Annotated in this window: 17 protein-coding genes; 6 read left to right on the top strand and 11 right to left on the bottom strand. The window is 58.1% G+C overall.

The window, feature by feature from the left end; genetic code table 11:
• Positions 1-141 precede the first annotated feature (141 nt).
• The 7 genes from ACYZT6_RS27530 to ACYZT6_RS27500 all read right to left on the bottom strand — a co-directional run bounded on the left by ACYZT6_RS27530 (position 142) and on the right by ACYZT6_RS27500 (position 7,791).
• Positions 142-1,200: an IS110 family RNA-guided transposase gene (locus ACYZT6_RS27530; protein WP_462029945.1), complete on the bottom strand. Its 1,059-nt coding sequence runs from the start codon at positions 1,198-1,200 to the stop codon at positions 142-144.
• A 124-nt stretch (positions 1,201-1,324) separates the two neighbouring features.
• Positions 1,325-2,713: a M16 family metallopeptidase gene (locus tag ACYZT6_RS27525; RefSeq protein WP_462029394.1), complete on the bottom strand. Its 1,389-nt coding sequence runs from the start codon at positions 2,711-2,713 to the stop codon at positions 1,325-1,327.
• 173 nt (positions 2,714-2,886) lie between these two features.
• Positions 2,887-4,545: a Na/Pi cotransporter family protein gene (locus ACYZT6_RS27520; RefSeq protein WP_462029393.1), complete on the bottom strand. Its 1,659-nt coding sequence runs from the start codon at positions 4,543-4,545 to the stop codon at positions 2,887-2,889.
• A gap of 284 nt (positions 4,546-4,829) precedes the next feature.
• Positions 4,830-5,489, bottom strand: a complete 660-nt coding sequence (locus ACYZT6_RS27515; RefSeq protein ID WP_462029392.1) for a hypothetical protein — start codon at positions 5,487-5,489, stop codon at positions 4,830-4,832.
• Positions 5,486-6,121, bottom strand: coding sequence for a hypothetical protein (locus ACYZT6_RS27510; protein ID WP_462029391.1), 636 nt, complete (start codon positions 6,119-6,121; stop codon positions 5,486-5,488). Before ACYZT6_RS27510 ends, ACYZT6_RS27515 begins: the two co-directional genes overlap by 4 nt.
• A complete protein-coding gene (locus ACYZT6_RS27505) occupies positions 6,118-7,275 on the bottom strand; it encodes a DUF2515 family protein (protein ID WP_462029390.1) in 1,158 nt (385 codons plus the stop codon). Before ACYZT6_RS27505 ends, ACYZT6_RS27510 begins: the two co-directional genes overlap by 4 nt.
• Positions 7,276-7,791, bottom strand: coding sequence for a PAAR domain-containing protein (locus tag ACYZT6_RS27500; RefSeq protein WP_462029389.1), 516 nt, complete (start codon positions 7,789-7,791; stop codon positions 7,276-7,278).
• Between the two features lie 460 nt (positions 7,792-8,251).
• Between ACYZT6_RS27500 and ACYZT6_RS27495 the strand changes: the two genes are divergently transcribed.
• Positions 8,252-8,533, top strand: coding sequence for a DUF6124 family protein (locus tag ACYZT6_RS27495; RefSeq protein ID WP_462029388.1), 282 nt, complete (start codon positions 8,252-8,254; stop codon positions 8,531-8,533).
• Between the two features lie 149 nt (positions 8,534-8,682).
• On the opposite strand, the gene ACYZT6_RS27490 is transcribed toward ACYZT6_RS27495, so the two are convergent.
• Both ACYZT6_RS27490 and ACYZT6_RS27485 read right to left on the bottom strand, forming a co-directional pair.
• Positions 8,683-9,450 carry a TerC family protein gene (locus tag ACYZT6_RS27490; protein WP_131059072.1) on the bottom strand — a complete coding sequence of 256 codons (768 nt, stop codon included), beginning with the start codon at positions 9,448-9,450 and terminating at the stop codon, positions 8,683-8,685.
• An 85-nt stretch (positions 9,451-9,535) separates the two neighbouring features.
• Complete coding sequence (locus tag ACYZT6_RS27485) at positions 9,536-10,843, bottom strand: CitMHS family transporter (RefSeq protein WP_461956445.1); 1,308 nt, start codon at positions 10,841-10,843, stop codon at positions 9,536-9,538.
• Between the two features lie 436 nt (positions 10,844-11,279).
• Between ACYZT6_RS27485 and ACYZT6_RS27480 the strand changes: the two genes are divergently transcribed.
• Entirely contained in the window at positions 11,280-11,681 is a 402-nt protein-coding gene (locus tag ACYZT6_RS27480; RefSeq protein ID WP_462029387.1) for a GFA family protein, read from the top strand.
• On the opposite strand, the gene ACYZT6_RS27475 is transcribed toward ACYZT6_RS27480, so the two are convergent.
• Entirely contained in the window at positions 11,682-12,008 is a 327-nt protein-coding gene (locus ACYZT6_RS27475) for a DOPA 4,5-dioxygenase family protein (RefSeq protein ID WP_462029386.1), read from the bottom strand.
• Positions 12,009-12,086: 78 nt separating this feature from the next.
• Between ACYZT6_RS27475 and ACYZT6_RS27470 the strand changes: the two genes are divergently transcribed.
• Complete coding sequence (locus ACYZT6_RS27470; RefSeq protein WP_462029385.1) at positions 12,087-12,764, top strand: NAD(P)-dependent oxidoreductase; 678 nt, start codon at positions 12,087-12,089, stop codon at positions 12,762-12,764.
• Here ACYZT6_RS27470 and ACYZT6_RS27465 read toward each other — a convergent pair.
• Entirely contained in the window at positions 12,751-13,701 is a 951-nt protein-coding gene (locus ACYZT6_RS27465; protein ID WP_462029384.1) for a choline sulfate utilization transcriptional regulator, read from the bottom strand. The two genes, ACYZT6_RS27470 and ACYZT6_RS27465, sit on opposite strands and share 14 nt — an antisense overlap.
• 114 nt (positions 13,702-13,815) lie before the next feature.
• On the opposite strand from ACYZT6_RS27465, the gene betC reads away from it, so the two are divergent.
• From betC to ACYZT6_RS27450, 3 genes are all read left to right on the top strand, one after another.
• The gene (gene betC, locus ACYZT6_RS27460) at positions 13,816-15,330 is read left to right on the top strand and encodes a choline-sulfatase (protein WP_462029383.1); all 1,515 of its coding nucleotides are present in this window, start codon (positions 13,816-13,818) and stop codon (positions 15,328-15,330) included.
• A gap of 16 nt (positions 15,331-15,346) precedes the next feature.
• Positions 15,347-16,267, top strand: coding sequence for a choline ABC transporter substrate-binding protein (choX, locus tag ACYZT6_RS27455; RefSeq protein ID WP_462029382.1), 921 nt, complete (start codon positions 15,347-15,349; stop codon positions 16,265-16,267).
• A 159-nt stretch (positions 16,268-16,426) separates the two neighbouring features.
• Entirely contained in the window at positions 16,427-17,995 is a 1,569-nt protein-coding gene (locus tag ACYZT6_RS27450) for a SulP family inorganic anion transporter (protein WP_462029381.1), read from the top strand.
• The last annotated feature ends 45 nt before the right edge of the window (positions 17,996-18,040 follow it).

Raw genomic sequence — 18,040 nt, 5'->3', positions numbered from 1 at the left:
GAGCTCGTGGTATGCCGATTACAGTCAGGCCTCGAAGGCCAGTAGCAGCTTAGGCATCAATCCACGCCGGTCTTACCTGGGGTCAATTTTTTTTCAGCAAAGGGCCGGACAGTTAGTACCTCGGTGGCAGAACTCTGTCGCTCAGTGGCTCATCGTCGCTTGCTGGCCATCACCCGCCTGGCGACGATAAGTCTGGTCATTCTGTAGAAGCACCCAGACGATTCGCAGGTTGCGGTTGGCCAACCTGACCGCAGCCTCCTTACGGCCCAGTCGGCTCATCCAGCGCAACAAGCGGCGGTCATCGGGTTGCTGGGAATCAGGTCGTAGTTGTTGCAGCACGGCATGGGCTCCCTGGATCATCAGGCTGCGTAAATAAACATCGCCTCGCTTGGTCATGTCCCCCAGCCGGACCGTCTGCCCGCTGCTGTGCTGGTCAGGCACCATGCCAAAGTACGCGGCAAACTTGCGGGCATTGGGAAATCGCTCAGGCTTGGTTTCCTTGGCCACCAGTGCCGTGGCAGTGACTGGGCCGATGCCGCGCACAGTCATCAGTCGCTTCGCCGTCATGTCGGCGTTGGCGGCCACTTCCAGGCGCCCCGTCAGCACGCTGATGCGTTCGCCCAAATGGCGCCACTCGGCCAACAGTTCGTCGATCAGTTCACGCAGCACGCCCGGCACCGGCTGGGTGGCATCTTCCAGTACCCGCGGAATTTTCTGGCTGATCGCAACATCGCCCTGCGCCAAGGCCACGCCATGCTCGAGCAGCAGGCCGCGCATCTGATTGCTCACCGCCGTGCGTCGACGCACATAGCCCTGGCGGGCGCGATGCAACGCCTGCATTGCCAGCGCCGCAACGCTTTTGACCGGCACTGCGTAGATCTTTTCATCGCGACCAGCCCGCAGAATCGCCAGCGCATCGTTGCGATCATTTTTAGGCCCGCTGCGATGTGTGGCCACCAAACGGGCTGGAAGAATCCGCGCCAGATTGCCTTGGTCTTGCAGCTGCCGGGCCCAGGCTTGAGCACCCGGACCGGTCTCCATCAGAACCACGACATGAGGCGGCAACTGGCGGAGAAACGCATAAAACGCCTCGCGCGACTTGATCCGCTGCTCGTAGTGCACCTGGCCGAGGACATCCTCCCCGGCGACCTGAAAGACCTGCTTGGCCAGATCGACCGCTACGGTTGTGCAGGCCGACAAATCGGAAGAAGACAGGGATTGATCAACCGAAGTATGCTTTTTCATGGACTCGCCCTCGCTGTCGTTGGCTGTTTAGACTGCCACCGTGGCGCATTGACGCCTCGGCTTGGGCGAGTCCATCCAATTACACGGTTGGTGGCGCTTTTCGGTGCAAGCGCCAGCCCAGCAGCATCAACACGACAAGGCCAAACACCCCGGCCATCGCCCACATCAACTGGTCATAACTCATCAGCGGCTTCTCGATCCGCAGATACCCCGGCTGCATGAGCAACTCACGCATGGCCTTGTTCGCTTCCGCTAGCGTCACGCTTTGCAGTTCCCTGACCGGGTCGGCGAAGCGCCCGTCCTGGTAGTCCCCAAGCGCGCTCCAGTAATAATCGGCCAGCGCGCTGTTGCCTTGCACGGCCCAGGCCTGTCGGGCGATGACGGCCTGTTTGAGGCGGTTGAAGGTGTCTGCGTTGAGACCGTCCTTGAGCAAACCGGCCTTCAAATCCTCCAGCACCTGTTCGGCTTCAGGCACGTCGTCGCGTTCAAGGTCCGCGTTCAGGCTCATGAAGCCCACTCCGCCAAACACCTCGCGCTCGGCCGAGGGACCGTAGGACAAACCGTGGGACAGGCGTAATTGGCGATAGAGCGCCCAGTCCAGATAATCCTTGAGCAGGTCGAAGGTTTCGTCGTGCTGATCCTCTAGCACCGGTTCCGGCACCAGCCAGTGCAACTTGGCACCACCGCCGACAAAGCCGTTGCTCAGCGTGCGCTCATGGGTTGCGCTGGCCTGGATTTCCGGCAAGGGCAGGTGATCGCTGGGGTCGACGGCTTCAAGTGCGCCATACGAGCGTTCCAGAAACGCCGGCAACAGCTTGTCGAGCTCTCCGACCACGATCAGCGTCATGTTGTTGGGCGCGTACCAGGCCTTGCGCACCGCCTCGAGTTGCTCGCGGGTCAGGTGATCGACCTCGGCCCGCTCGGGGCATTTGAGGCCCAGTTCCACCGCCAGCTGATTGCTCGCGGTGTGGCCCAGGTCCTGACGGTCCAGCCATCGCTGCAAATGAGAGTAATGGCCACCGTCTTCGCGCTCGACCACTTGTTTGGCCGCGTTAATGGCGTTGTCGTCGATTCGGGTCTGCGTCAGCAGCGCCAGCAGCAGGTCGAGTACCTTGCGCTGGTTTTTCGCCGGGGCTTCGATGACGAACGTGGTGTCGGCGTTGCTGGTGAACGCGTTCCACTCACCGCCCAAGGCCTGCATCCGCTCTTCCAGGCCACCTTCGCCAGTGGCATCGATGCCGCTGAACAGCAAGTGCTCAAGCAGATGCGGCAGCTCCTTGTCGGCGCAGCTGAAATCATCCAGCCCAACGCCGACCACCAGACGGATCGCCACATGCCCGCGCTCGGTGCCGGGTTTAAGCAGCAATTGCAGGCCGTTGGGCAGCGTATAGCCCTCGACCTGAAAGCGATCCAGGGCAAACGAAGGAAATGAGCCAAGCAATAGACAGACGAACAACAGACAACGCATAGCAAGCTTCCAGGCAACCAATCGGAGATCCGTGTCGCTTTCCAGGCAGCCATCGCAAGCAGGCTCGCTCCCACAGTGGTTTTGTTGGCACCGCAAACCACTGTGGGAGCGAGCCTGCTTGCGATGATCTTGAACCGGAACCAATGTTACTGACTGACCACACCGCCAGACGTTCAAGGCGAATGCGTGATGTCAGCCATATCGTCGACCGCGAGTGCACCAGTGTCCGACGTTTCCAGCACCACATAAGCGCTGCTGCAGAACAGCGAATTCAAGCGCTTCATGTCGGCGATCAGCTCCAGGTGCAGTGAACTGGTCTCGATACTCTGCACGATCTTACGTTGCAACCGGCTGACGTGAGCATGGGCCAGGCGGCGTTCCTGTGCGCGGAAGCGACGTTTCTCACGCAGTAACTGGCGGGCGCTTTCCTTGTCGGCGCTGAGGAATACCGACAACCCTAGACGCAGGTTGGAGATCAACTGGCTGTGCAACCCGGCCAATTCTTCCAGCCCGACCTCGGAAAAAGACCGGCGCTGCGAGGTTTTCTGCTGCTGCACCTTGCGCAGCATGCGTTCGATCAGGTCACTGGCGAGCTTGAGGTTGATCGCCAGTTCGATGATTTCCGCCCAGCGCCGGCTGTCTTGCTCGCTCAAGTCTTCGCGGGGCATTTGCGCCAGATAGAGCTTGATCGCGCTGTAGAGCGCTTCGACATCATCCGTCAGTTTGCGCATTTCCTGGGTGATGGCGGATTGATTCCCGCGCAGCACGTCGAGCATCGCTTCGAGCATGTTGTCGAGCAGATCGCCCATGCGCAGGGTTTCTCGCACAGCGTTGGCCAGTGCCAGGCTGGGGGTGACCAGCGCTGTCGGGTCGAGGTGCCGGGGTTTCGCCATGCCGTTGAGCTCCGGCCGCTCCGGCAGCAGCCACGCGCAGAGCCTGGCCATCGGGCCGACGCTGGGCAACAGGATCAGACAGCGCGCGGTGTTGTAGAGCAGGTGAAAGCCGATGACCATTTCCTGAGGGCTGAAGTCGAGGCTGTCGATCCAGTGCACCAACGGGTCCAGCACCGGAATGATCAGCAGCAGGCCGATCAGTTTGTACAGCAGGCTGCCGAGCGCCACCTGCCGACCGGCGGCGTTTTGCATGCTGGTGCTGAGGAAAGCGAGGACGCCGCTGCCGATGTTGGCACCGATCACCAGGCCGATGGCCACCGGCAGACTGATCACGCCGGCGCCCGCCAGGGTCGCGGTCAGCAGGACGGCGGCCAGGCTGGAGTAGGAAATCATCGCGAACAACGCGCCCACCAGGGCATCAAGCAGGATGTCACCGGTCAACGAGGCGAAAATCACCTTCACGCCCTGCGCCTGGGTAATCGGCGCGGCGGATTCGACGATCAGTTGCAGCGCCAGAATGATCAGCCCGAGGCCGATGCTGACGCGGCCCATCTGACCCAGTCGGGTCTGCTTGCGGGACAGGAAGAAAATCACCCCAAGAAAGATCAGCAGCGGCGACAGCCATGACAAATCGAGCGTCAGCACCCGTGCCATCAGCGCGGTCCCGACATCCGCGCCGAGCATGGTCGCGAGAGCGGGAGTCAACGCCATCAGGCCCTGACCGACGAAAGAGGTGACCAGCATGGCGGTGGCGTTGCTGCTCTGAACCATCGCGGTGACGACGATCCCCGAGATGAACGCCAGCCAGCGTTTGGACATGTTCTGGCCGATCACATGGCGCAAATTGGAACCGTAGACCCGCAGGATGCCGGTTCGGACGATGTGCGTGCCCCAGATCAACAAGGCCACGGCAGATAACAAATTGAGCAGGGTGAGCATGCAGGCCCCCTGTGGTGGTAGCGCCCCAAAGGGGCAAATTGACGGTGCCGCGTGACGTTCTACGTTCTGTACTTAAGCTGTAGTTGGCTAACGGTCTGGGCGCCAGCATCGCATAGCTAAAGAAGTGTTTGAAACAAAACTGTCATGAAAACAGGTTCATGCAGAAATGAAAAAGGGACCCGAAGGTCTCAGCCACTCAATTGAAAAGGTGCGCGAACACAAAACCTGTGGCGAGGGAGCTTGCTCCCGCTGGGCTGCGCAGCAGCCTCGTCTGGAGCGACTCTTCATTCGCTGTAGTAATCCGAACCGACACTGACATCAATCAGATACTTCGCCGTTTTCGGGTCTCTCTCATCACAGCGGGCGTAGCATTTGACGTTAAGCGCAAGACTGTACTTGTGAGGTATAAGTAGCATCACAATAACAACCTGATCGAACAATTTACTTTGAAGCGAATTTCTTTCAGTTTCATTTGTTGTTACCAGCCAAGCATGATAACTGGTGTCTCGCAGTGTCCAACCTGCTTCTTTCAACATGGTCTGCATTTTGTCTAGAAGGGGCATGAGCTCCTCAAATGTCAAAGTCTCTAGCATTGGAGATGTGGTAAGGGTTGCAACTTTGCTCTTGTTGTACGTCACGGCACCAAATTTGGTTGGTGGCAAGGTGAAGCCATGCTCGGGATCATCAAACCGGATTACAACAGGACTGCTGATCCAGGTTGAACTTGGATGAGGTGGATCTTTAGCGTCGTTAAAATCCCCAGGATAAATTGCCGTGTTGCCATGAACAGGGAATGTCGAGTCTCGTGCGACTTCTCTGTATGACTTCCCGATATAAACGTTCAAAAAATCAACCGGGTGGTGAAAGGAAGTCAGACAAATGAACAGCATAAAAAATGCTGCTCTTTGCAAAAACCGACGCCGCCTTCTGGAGCGACTCTTCATTCGTTGTAGTAATCCGAACCGACACTGACATCAATCAGATACTTCGCCGTTTTCGGGTCGCGCTCATCACAGCGAGCGTAGCATTTGACGTTAAGCGCAAGACTGTATTTGTGGGGTATCAAAAGTACGGTCACCACCACGTGGTCAAACAACTCAGCCTGAAGCTCTCTTTTATCATCCTCGGTCACGGTTTCAATCCAAGGATTTCTTTCGGCATTCCACGGTGCCCAACCAGCATTTTTTAGCTGGCTCTGTAACTGATCGAGCACCACAATCAATTGGTCGAACGGCAACGTTTCAAGCATCGGAGAAGTCGTCATAGTCGAGACTTTTCCTTCATCAAATCCAATTGCACCAAACTTGGTAGCGGGCAGTGTAAAGCCATGCTCAGGATCATCAAACTGGATGATCACCGGCTCGGATATCCAAGTAGAGCTAGGGTGTGGTGGGTCGCTAGGATAAACAGCCGTATTGGCGCTTACCGAAAATGTAGAGTCAGCAACGGTGTCCTCGTAGGTTTTTCCAATATGGACACTCAGAATTTCTGGGCCCCAGTTGAAATAGGCGATACAAGTGCCTACAAAAATTGTGCAGAGACTTATCAGCACGACCCTATTGAAAAAACGCATCATCGAATTCCCCCACCTTGGGAGATTTCTGTGATGGATTGTTTGAGTTGCGCTCGTGAGGCTGGACTCTTTAGAAGCATATCGAATTGGGTCGCCGCTCGTAGCACAAATTCCATGCGTTGATCTTTGTCAGCCAAATTGGCCAATGGGTTACTACCAAAGGCCACTTTTCGACCGTCTGGGGCTTTGCATTGACTTGCCAATGTCAATTGAATTTCTTCTGCGGCACCAGACAATATTCCTGTAACCACAGACACAACATCACCAGCATGAGTACCGCGCATCAGCAAAGCGAAGTGTGAGTTGTCGTACATGGCTGGTTGCAGAATGTTCAGCTGTTCGTGACGGGCCATGAATTCGACGCTTTTAGCAATCTTTCCCTCATCGATCGATCGAAACGTATCGCTCACTTCAGCGTGAAGGGCACCAAACTCCACTTTGTCGGCGATAGGCCAGAAGACTTCATTTTTAAGCTTGTTGCGCTGAGGAAGGCAGGCTTGCATTTCTTTGAAGCCTCGCACCATAAAAAACCGATGCAGCGGATAAACATCCAGAAACAGCGAGGTATTACCGAGGGCCAGCATTTCATACACGTAGTCCAACTGCTGCTGAACAGCGGAACGAGAGTTGTCGCCGAACGTAATATCTTCAGTAGGAAGAGGATTGGCCGCTTTGGCGTTCGCTAACTCTTTCTCGATTTCTGGATCAGTCTTGCTGAGCTTGAACCCAAACCCTTCGAAAAGGGTTTCCGACTTCCCCGTCCGCAATTTCTCCTGCGCCGCCTTCTGCGCCGCAATAGCCGTTTGCAACTTGGTGGCATGAATCAACCCACACCCCACCTGCTTCGAAGCAAACGCCGCCAACCCCGCCCATTGAAACCGGTTATCCGCCAGCCACAACTGTGCGTAGGCCGCGTTGATCTTGCGGTTGCGCACTTGCGGGTCGGCAATCAACACGCCGCCCGGTGCGACCCATTCTTCGGCTTCTTTCTGAAACCTGCGCCACAGGCAGTTACAGGTCAGCAATGGCACTTCGACGCGGGTTTTCGGGTTGGGGCCGGCCTTGGTAGTTTCGCGCTGGCAGGCGGGGAGTTCGCAGGTGCTGTCCCAGAGTTTCTTCATGTCCAGGTCGTCTGGTGCGATGCATTGTCCAGTCATTTAATTCTTCCTTGAGGCGTCAACAGTCCAGCGGACTACGGCGAGGTCGGGCTGTAGGGTAGCGACGCTTTGGGTCATGCCCTCAGCGTTGGTCTGGCCTTTGACGATGCGGCCTTCGGCGGTTTCGATTTCGTAGTCCTGTTGGGCAATCGGCTCGCCGTTGCCGGCGCTGACGGCTTTGAACTCGACCAAGGGCTGACCAATGATCGGCAGGGGCGGAATGAATGGCGTGGGGGTATGAGAGCTGCCGATGATGACGTCGCCGGAGCCGCCGATCACCACGCCGCCATGGCTGGTGGTGCTATCAAGCGTCATGGCGTTCAGACCGTTGATGAACACGGTTGAAGAGAATCCGCCGTTCAAGACCTGGCCGCAGGTGCATGTGTCGCTGACCCGAGCGGCAGCAAGGCCGTTGAAAAAGACGTCGGGAGAACCGCTGGCAATCGGGTTGGTGCCGTGGCCGGGGAGGGGACAGGTGGTGGGGTCCGTGAGGCGTGCAGCCGGTTTTCCTGACATATGCATTCCTTGTCATTGTCGGTTGAAGCGAGCGAGGGACGCTAACCACCAGAGCTCGGTGCGTCAACCTTTGGAAAAAAAGCAGTCGGCTGTTTTGATGTGATTCACGCGTTTTTGCAGTGCGTGTTTAAAGATACCCGGCGTTACTTCTCGGAGGCTACAACACCTTGCGTCGTTGCCTACGGCTACGCCAGAATCCGCCGGCTTGTGCGCCTTTGCCTTGGCTTCTATCGTTTGCCTGCCACTGCTTATCAGTGGTCGGGTTTAGTAGCCTGAGGTGTTTTCAGTAAGGTGCAGAAGCGCTGTCAGTCAGTTTTATCTGAGCTTGATGGTGGCTGTGCGCAGGGCGCTTCGGCGCGCCGGCAATGCTGATTCTCCCCGGTCTACTAACCTGCGCATGGCCGCCACCCTTCTTGTAGTAGAGATCGGTAAGCGGCTCCACTCAGGAGTAAATCAGCATATGTTCAAAGTTACGCCCAACCCACCGGACACCGATCCGGTCGCTCACGACTTCCCACCGCGCAAACCCAGCACGATCTTCTTCATAGACCCCAAGGTCGACAACGAAACCCTGCTCGCTCACGCCTGCGAATCGTTGGCGTCGGCCAGTGTCATGGCCAGTGATCTCGCCGCACGAATGGAAGGCACACACCGCAACACCCTGCTGGGGATTCAGCAAAACATCATGTTGGGGGAGTTGGCGGTGAATCGAGTGCTGGATAACCTCGATCCGCCTGGCTAAATACTGAGCAAAAAAATGTGGGAGCGAGCCTGCTCGCGATGAGGCCGTCACATTCAACGTTGATGTTGACTGACAGGCCGCTATCGCGAGCAAGCTCGCTCCCACAGGTTTTGTGCACTGACTGACACCAGCCAGTGCACAGGTTCGGGTTACTGCCCCGGAATGTCCTTGCGCAGTTTCACCGGATCTTGCTGTTTGCGTTTTTTCGCAATCGCGGTGCGCATCTTGATGTTGATCGCTTCCACCGCCAGCGAGAACGCCATGGCGAAGTAGACGTAGCCTTTTGGCAAATGCACTTCGAAGGACTCGGCAATCAACACGGTACCGACCAGCAACAGGAACGACAGCGCCAGCATTTTCAGCGACGGGTGCTTGTCGATGAATTCGCTGATGGTGCCAGCCGCCAGCATCATCACCAGTACGGCGACGATGATCGCAGCGACCATGACCGGCACATGGGAAACCATACCCACGGCGGTGATCACCGAATCCAGGGAGAACACGATGTCGATAATCGCAATCTGGATGATGGTGTACAGGAAGCTGCCACCCTTGGCGGTCGGTTCCTCGTGGGTCTCATCCTCGCCTTCCAGTGCGTGGTACATCTCTTGCGAGCTCTTCCACAGCAGGAACAGACCACCGAAGAACAGGATCAGGTCTCGCCCGGAAATACCCTGGCCGAACATTTCGAACAGGTCGGCGGTGAGGCGCATGACCCATGTGATCGACAGCAACAACAGGATCCGCGTGACCATGGCCAGCGCCAGGCCGAAGATCCGGGTGCGTTGCTGCATGTGTTTGGGCATGCGGCTGACCAGGATCGAAATCATGATGATGTTATCGATACCCAGGACGATTTCCAGGGCGGTCAGGGTAAAGAAGGCAACCCAGATTTCAGGGTTGGTCAGCCATTCCATGTGTATTCCTTTGAGCGAGTGTTAAACCACAAAAGGCCCGGGCTTCAAACAGCGAAGCCTGGACCCGTTGTGGTGAGTCTTGGGCTTATAGAGTGCTGAACAGCGGAAAGATCCCCATCAGCAATGCTGCAACCAGTATGCACATGCACACCAGCACTGCCCATTTCAGGGTGAAGCGCTGATGGTCACCGAAATCGATACCGGCCAGGGCCACCAACAAGTAAGTCGATGGTACCAGCGGGCTCAGCAAGTGGACGGGCTGACCGACGATCGAGGCACGTGCCATTTCAACCGCGGTTATACCGTAATGACTGGCTGCTTCGGCAAGTACTGGTAACACGCCGTAATAAAATGCGTCGTTCGACATGAAGAACGTAAACGGCATGCTCACCAGCGCGGTGATCACGGCCAGGTACGGACCGAGGAAATCAGGGATCACCGCCAGCAGGCTTTTCGACATGGCATCGACCATGCCGGTGCCCGTCAGGATACCGGTGAAAATGCCCGCGGCAAAGATCAGACCGACCACCGCCAGCACGCTACCGGCGTGAGCCGCCACGCGATCCTTCTGCTGTTGCAGGCAAGGATAGTTGACGATCATGGCAATACTGAACGCCACCATGAACAACACCGGCAGCGGCAACAGACCGGCAATCAGGGTGCACATCAGTGCGAATGTCAGGGCACCGTTGAACCAGATCAGCTTTGGACGACGGGCATCCGGGAACTGCGAAACGCTGATTTCGCTGTGGTCGATTTCGTCGCCCACCAAGTGCAGTTCACCCAGACGCGCACGTTCACGTTTGCCGTAGAAGTACGCGATGGCCAGAATGGCCAGGACACCGAAAGCCATCGCCGGAATCATCGGTACGAAGATGTCCGACGGGTCCACGTGCAGCGCACTGGCCGCACGCGCAGTCGGGCCGCCCCACGGGGTCATGTTCATCACGCCACCGGCGAGGATGATCAGACCGGCCATGATCCGCGGGCTCATGCCGATACGGCTGTAGAGCGGCAGCATGGCGGCCACGCAGATCATATAAGTGGTCGCGCCGTCACCATCGAGGGAAACGACGAGCGCCAGCACGGCGGTGCCGACCGACACTTTCAACGGGTCGCCCTTGACCAGTTTGAGGATCTTGCGCACGGCCGGGTCAAACAGGCCGGAGTCGATCATCAGGGCGAAATACAGAATGGCGAACATCAGCATCACGCCGGTCGGCGCAAGCTTGGTGATGCCTTCGAGCATCATCGGGCCGATCTTCGGCGCGAAACCACCGAACAGGGCGAAGACGATTGGGATGATGATCAGGGCGATCAGCGCCGACAGGCGCTTGGTCATGATCAGGAACATGAACGTGATGACCATGGCGAAGCCAAGGAAAGTCAGCATGGGAAATACTCCAGGCGTAGCGCGGCTAGGGAATGGGCGAACCGGGTGGGGTCAGCGCAGAACGGGAAGCACGAGGCGTACGGGCGGAGTTGCAGCGAAGCGGCGGGTAGCAGAGGACATCAGAATCACCATTGTTGTTGTTAAATGGGCTGTGCGAGCGATAAAACACTGGCATTGGCCGACCGGTCTTTTGCCGGCAGTGGGGGCGATCCTAATCGGGGAAGCTTTCAGCCAGCTTTCGCTGGTGAAAGCATTGACCGGATGTGCAACCGGTCGTCGGACTGGGGCAGGGTGTTAAACCGAGTTGAGGCCATCGCGAGCAGGCTCGCTCCCACAATGATCTGTGTGTACCGCAGATAGCAGCTTCGCCGCAAAAACCTGTGGGAGCGGGCTTGCCCGCGATGGCGTCGGTACAGACACAACAGGAGGATATGTAATGAACGAACTTCACACAGGCGGCTGCCACTGCGGACAGCTGCGCTATCAATTCAGTGGTCCATTGCATGACATCGCCCACTGCCATTGCTCAATCTGCCGGCGAGTCAGCGGCGGGATCGTGACGACCTGGATAACCGTACCCGCGTCAGCCTTCAAATGGCTGACAGGGACACCGGCGCAGTACGAATCTTCAACAACCTGCGTGCGCTATTTCTGCCCGACCTGTGGGGCACAACTTGCCCTCACCACGCACCTCAGCCCCGAGAGCATCGACGTGACCATCGCCACCCTCGATCACCCGGAGCAGGCCCCGGCCGAGCGGCATATCTGGACCGACAGCCAATTGCCCTGGCTGCACCTGGACGAGCATTTGCCGAGTGAGGCCGAAGAAAACCTCTGATCAAAAAATGGACAGATCCAGCGGCCGGATCGCGCCCATCCAGATCGCGTGCTCGGTGTGGTCCAGCAAATCGTCGCCGGTGTCCGGGTGCAGGAACACCACCAAACCCTTGCGGTTAAGCGCCAGCCACGGCAGCACGTCACCGATGAGCTCCGGCCCGAACGCCAATTGGCAACTCCAGTCCGGGTGCGGGCCCACCGGGCGTTCGTGCACGCGGCCCATTTTCAGCGGGAACACGTGCGTGGCTTGCTCACACAGCGCTCGCGCCTGATCAATGCTGCCGGCGTCGAAGTAGACATGGGCGTGGTAACCCTTGATCTCTTGCATCTGAAACCCTCTGAAACCCAGTCGAACCCTCACCGATGTCTACAGGTCACACGCCATATAGAACAAGGAATCTCAGCCATGAAAAATGCCGAAACCCCGGTGGTGAAGGTGGTGCTTTATGGTGCCATGAGTAGCCTGGGCAGTGCGCTGATGGCTGAAATGCTGCGGCGCCAACATGAAGTGATCGCGATTCTGGATGACCTGACGGCGCTCCCACCGCGCCCGGGTTTGCGCACCAAGACCGGCGATCTGTTCGAACCTGAACGGGTCAAGCAAAGCGTGGCGGGCAGTTCGGCGGTTATTTGCCTGCTGGACGCACCAGGGCTGCCATTCAACAGCGAGTACGTGGAAAAAACCATCGTGCCAGGCCCGGTCGAGCAGGTATTGGCAGTGGATGCCCTGATCGAGGGCATGCAGGCGGCGGGCATTGCCCGACTGTTCCTGGTGGGGGATTTCGCCGAACTCGACGAAACCGAGGCTGAAGCGCTGAATCCCCTTCAGCGGCATGCCGCTGAAGAAATCCTTGAGGCGCTGCAAACCAGTGCCTTGCACTGGACCCTGGTGAATGCGCCTCGTGGCGTGCCGGGGCTGACGATCGAACATTTCAGCCACATCAGCAGCAGCCTTGAGCCGGGTCTCGCTGAACCGCTTGAACGGTTGAACCGCGTGGCGGTGGGGATTGCCGATGAGCTGCAGCTCAATCTTCACGTTCGCGAACACGTGAACTTCGTTTCGACCGACCCTACACCGCGATAGACGGCAGCGGTAAACCGTTCAGGGATTGGGCGCTGCTGGCCTGTTCAGCCATCAACCAATCCACAAACTGTTGAATCAGTGCCCCACGCCGTTTTCGCTGGGGCAAGACCACGTAATAGCCGAGCCTGGAGATCACCGTGTCGGCAATCGGTCGACACAACAGACCTTGCGCCAGCAAGTTATCCACAAGGTGCCGCCAGCCGATCGCAACGCCCTGGCCGCCGATCGCCGCTTGAATCAGCAACGTGTAGTTGTCGAAGCGCAATTGCCCGGGGGCCGGCGCCGACGTGATCCCTAACTCACGAAATACGCCGCTCCAGTCGAACCAGTTACTGCTGTTTTCACCCCGCAAATGTAGCAACGGGAATTCCAGCAATGACTGGGCCGGCAAGGGCAGGGGGCGGTCTTTCAATAACAGCGGGCTGCACACCGGAAACACTTCTTCGCTGAACAGCCAGTGACTTTCACCCTGTTTGAATCGCCCCTCGCCGAACAACACCGCGACATCGATATCCGTGCGCAGCATGTTGTGGCTGCGCTCGCTGGTGACCAGGCTGACATCCACCTGAGGATTGGCAGCATGAAACCGGTGCAGACGCGGCATCAGCCAATACGCGGCGAAGGCGAAATCGGTCGCTACCTGTAAGACCTCATGTTGATGCTGTGCGCTGATTGCACTCAAGCCTGCGTCGATATTCTGCAAACCGAGCTGAACCTGCTCGAAAAGTATGGTTCCAGCTTCCGTCAGTTCAATGCCGCGATAGATGCGATCAAACAGGCGCGTGGCGAGTTGTTCTTCCAGTCGTTTGATCTGCTGGCTGATAGCCGGCTGCGTGGTGCCGAGTTCGACCGCAGCGGCGGTAAAGCTGCGCTGACGGGCCGCCGCTTCAAAGGCACGAAGCAGGTCCAGGGACAAATCACCAAGGGCGTCATACATAAGCTGTGCTTATCCTAGTCATTGCCGTGCATGGGCTTTACCACAACGTGAGTGGACTCCATGCTCGATCGCAGCACTCTCGCATAAATATTCACTATGGAATGTCGCGATCACATGAAGCGCAAGAATATTCTTTTCATCATGGCCGATCAGATGGCCGCGCCAATGTTGCCGTTCTACGGTCCTTCGCCCATCAAATTACCTAATCTCAGCCGCCTCGCCGCCGAAGGCGTGGTGTTCGACGCCGCTTATTGCAACAGCCCGCTGTGCGCGCCGTCGCGTTTCACCCTGGTCAGCGGTCAGTTGCCGAGCAAGATCGGCGCCTACGACAACGCGGCCGATTTCCCCGCCGATGTACCGACTTATGCCCACTACCTGCGTCGACTCGGCTACCGCACCGCGCTGTCGGGCAAGATGCATTTTTGTGGTCCGGATCAGCTGCACGGCTATGAAGAACGCCTGACCAGTGACATCTACCCGGCGGATTACGGCTGGTCTGTGAACTGGGATGAGCCGAACGTGCGTCCGACCTGGTTCCACAACATGTCTTCGGTGCTGCAAGCCGGGCCGTGCGTGCGCACCAATCAGCTGGATTTCGATGAAGAGGTAGTGTTCAAGGCCCAGCAATACCTGTTCGATCACATCCGCGAGGAGGGCGATCAGCCGTTCTGCCTGACCGTGTCGATGACTCACCCACACGACCCGTACACGATTCCCAAGGCTTTTTGGGATATGTACGACGACGCCGACATCCCTTTGCCCGAAACCCCGGCGCAAACCGAACTCGATCCGCACTCCCGGCGTTTGCTCAAGGTGTATGACCTGTGGGACAAGACGCTGCCTGTGGATAAGATTCGCGATGCGCGCCGTGCGTATTTCGGTGCGTGCAGCTATATCGACAGCAACGTCGGCAAACTCCTGCAAACACTCGAAGAAACCGGGCTGATCGACGACACCATCATTGTTTTCTCCGGCGACCACGGCGACATGCTCGGCGAGCGCGGGCTCTGGTACAAAATGCACTGGTTCGAAATGGCCGCTCGCGTGCCACTGTTGATCAGCGCTCCGGGACAATTCGGGGCCGGCCGAGTCAGCGCCGCCGTTTCCACTGCCGACCTGCTGCCCACCTTCGTGGAGCTGGCCGGCGGTTCGCTGGAGCCAGGCTTGCCGCTGGATGGCCGCTCGCTGGTCTCGCACCTGCAAGGGCAGGGCGGTCACGACGAAGTCTTCGGCGAATACATGGCCGAAGGCACCATCAGTCCTTTGATGATGATCCGGCGCGGCGCTTACAAATTCATCTACAGCGAAGACGACCCTTGCCTACTCTTCGATGTACACAACGACCCGCGCGAACAAGAAGAACTCAGTCAATCGGCGCAACATCGGCTGCTGTTCGAAGAATTTCTGGCCGAAGCACGAGCCAAATGGGACATTCCGGCGATTCACCAACAGGTGCTCGACAGTCAACGGCGCCGGCGTTTCGTCGCCAACGCACTCACCATCGGCAAGCTGAAGAGCTGGGATCACCAGCCGCTGGTGGACGCCAGTCAGCAGTACATGCGCAATCACATCGACCTCGACGATCTGGAGCGCAAAGCACGTTATCCACAACCCTGCCAAAACCAATAATGTTAAGGGGAAGTCCATGCAAAAGTTATCCACAGTACTGACGGTCGGGCTACTGGCTCTAGGCAGTGCATCGGCGTTTGCCGACGAGAGCTGCGACACGGTGAAAATGGCCGACCCAGGCTGGAGCGATATCGCCGCGACCAACGCCATTACCGGGTTTCTGCTGGACGGCATGGGCTACAAGGCCAAGGTCGACACCCTCGCGGTGCCGATCACCTTTGGCGGGTTGAAGGATGGCCAAGTCGACGTGTTCCTCGGTAACTGGATGCCGGCGCAGCAGGGCTTCTACGACAAGTTCGTCGCCACGGGCGATGTCACTCAACTGGCGAAGAACCTCGACGGCACCGAATTCACCCTGGCGGTCCCGGATTATGTGTGGGACGCGGGTGTGCATAACTTTGCCGACCTGAACAAATACGCCGACAAGTTCGACAAAAAGATCTACGGCATCGGCTCGGGCGCCCCGGCGAACATCTCGCTGCAAGAGATCATCAAGAAGAACGACTTCGACATGGGCCAGTGGAAACTGGTGGAGTCCAGCGAGCAGGCCATGCTGGCCGAAGTGTCCCGCGCGGTGAAGAAACAGAAGTTCGTGACCTTTCTCGGCTGGACGCCGCACCCGATGAACGTGCAGTTGAAAATGCATTATCTGAAGGGCGGCGAGAAGTACTTCGGCGACACCGGCAGCGTTTATACACTCACCCGCAAAGGTTATGCACAGGCCTGTCCGAACGTTGGCAAGCTGCTCACCAACCTGAGTTTCACCCAGGAGATGGAGAACAGCATCATGGCCGAGGTGGTGAACAAGAAAGTCAGCAATGCCGATGCGGCCAAGGCGTGGATCAAGGCCAACCCCGCCGTGCTGGATAAATGGCTGGATGGCGTGAAGACCGTGGATGGGAAGGATGCGTTGTCGGCTGTAAAAGCCAAACTCTAACCAGCCCTTGTAGGAGCGAGGCTTGCCCGCGAAGAACGATAACGCGGTACTTTTGAAAAACCGCGTTATCGTTCTTCGCGGGCAAGCCTCGCTCCTACAGGGGGAAGGATCGTTGTCTGTCCTGATACCCTTGCGCAAAATTCTCAACCGAGAGGACCCATGGCCTTCCCCAGCCGCCATTCACTCTTCCCCTTCCTTTCCTGGTTGCCACGGCAAACCCGTGCCAGCGTCGGTCGTGACCTGATCGTTGGCCTCAGCGGCGCCATTCTTGCGCTGCCGCAATCCATTGCCTACGCCCTGATCGCCGGTCTCCCGCCGGAATACGGCCTGTACGCCGCAATCATCCCGGTGCTGATCGCTTGCCTCTGGGGTTCGTCGTGGCATCTGATCTGCGGTCCTACAGCGGCGATATCCATCGTCCTGTACGCCAGTGTCAGTCCTCTGGCCGTTCCCGCGTCAGAGGACTACGTCACCCTGATCCTGCTGCTGACGCTGCTCGCCGGCATTTTCCAGTGGCTGCTCGGTTTGCTGCGTTTTGGCGCTCTGGTGAATTTCGTTTCGCACTCGGTGGTGCTGGGCTTCACCCTCGGCGCAGCGGTGGTGATTGCCATCGGCCAGTTGCCGAACCTGCTGGGGCTGGACCTGCCCAATCAGTCCACCGCACTGGACAGTTTTTTAATGGTGTTCAGACATCTCGGTTTTGTGGATAAACCTTCGCTAATACTGGGGCTGGCCACCGTCGGGGTGGGCGTGGTCCTGAAATTACTGCTGCCACGCTGGCCGACGCTCTTGATCACCTTGGTGCTGAGCGGACTGCTGGTGTGGTTGTGGCCGTCGATGTTCGGCCATGTGAAGTTGGTCAGCGCGTTTGTCGGGCGGTTGCCGCCCTTCAGTCCGCTGCCGCTGGACCTTGATCTGATCCTGCGCCTGCTGCCCAGCGCCGTGGCGGTGGGGATGCTCGCGCTGGTGACGAGTCTGTCGATTGCCCGTTCCTTGTCGTCGCGCTCACAGCAATTGCTCGACGCCAATCAGGAAGTCCGCGCCCAGGGTTTTTCGAACATGGTCGGGGCGTTTTTTTCTGGTTCGCTGTCAGCCGGTTCTTTCACCCGCTCGGGCTTGAGCTACGAAGCGGGCGCCTGCTCACCGATGGCCGGCGTTTTTTCGGCGATGTGGGTGGCGTTGTTTGCGATCTTCGGCGCGAAGTTGATTGCGCACATTCCGATCCCGGCCATGGCCGGCAGCATTCTGTTGATCGCCTGGGGATTGGTGGACCATCGGGGTATTCGCGCGCTGTTACGGGTCAGCCGCGCCGAGTTCCTGGTCATGGCGCTGACCTGTGTCGCCACGCTGTTGCTGGAGTTACAGACCGCGATCTATGCCGGGGTCTTGGCTTCGCTGTTCTTCTACCTCAAGCGTACTTCGCAACCCCGCGTGCAGCATTGGCGCGAGGGCGATGAAGATATTCTGCGGGTCGGCGGTTCGATCTTTTTCGGCGCCAGCCATTACCTGCAAGTGCGCCTGCAACGAATGCACGGCGCGCGCGTGGTGATCGAGGCGCAGCAGATCAACTTTATCGACTATTCAGGGGTGGAAATGCTGCATCAGGAAGCGCGACGGCTGCTCAAGCAGGATCGCAGCCTGACCTTGCGGCGCGCGCGGCCGCAGGTGGTGGAGGAGTTGCGCAAGCTTGAAGGCGCAGAGAAATGCCCGATCCGATTTGAGGATTGAAATACCGTCCTGTAGGAGCGAGGCTTGCCCGCGAAGCCTTTGGCA

This window comes from Pseudomonas sp. RT6P73, assembly GCF_054897715.1.
Note: the sequence above shows the minus strand (reverse complement) of the source record. Positions and strands in the feature narration are given on the sequence as shown.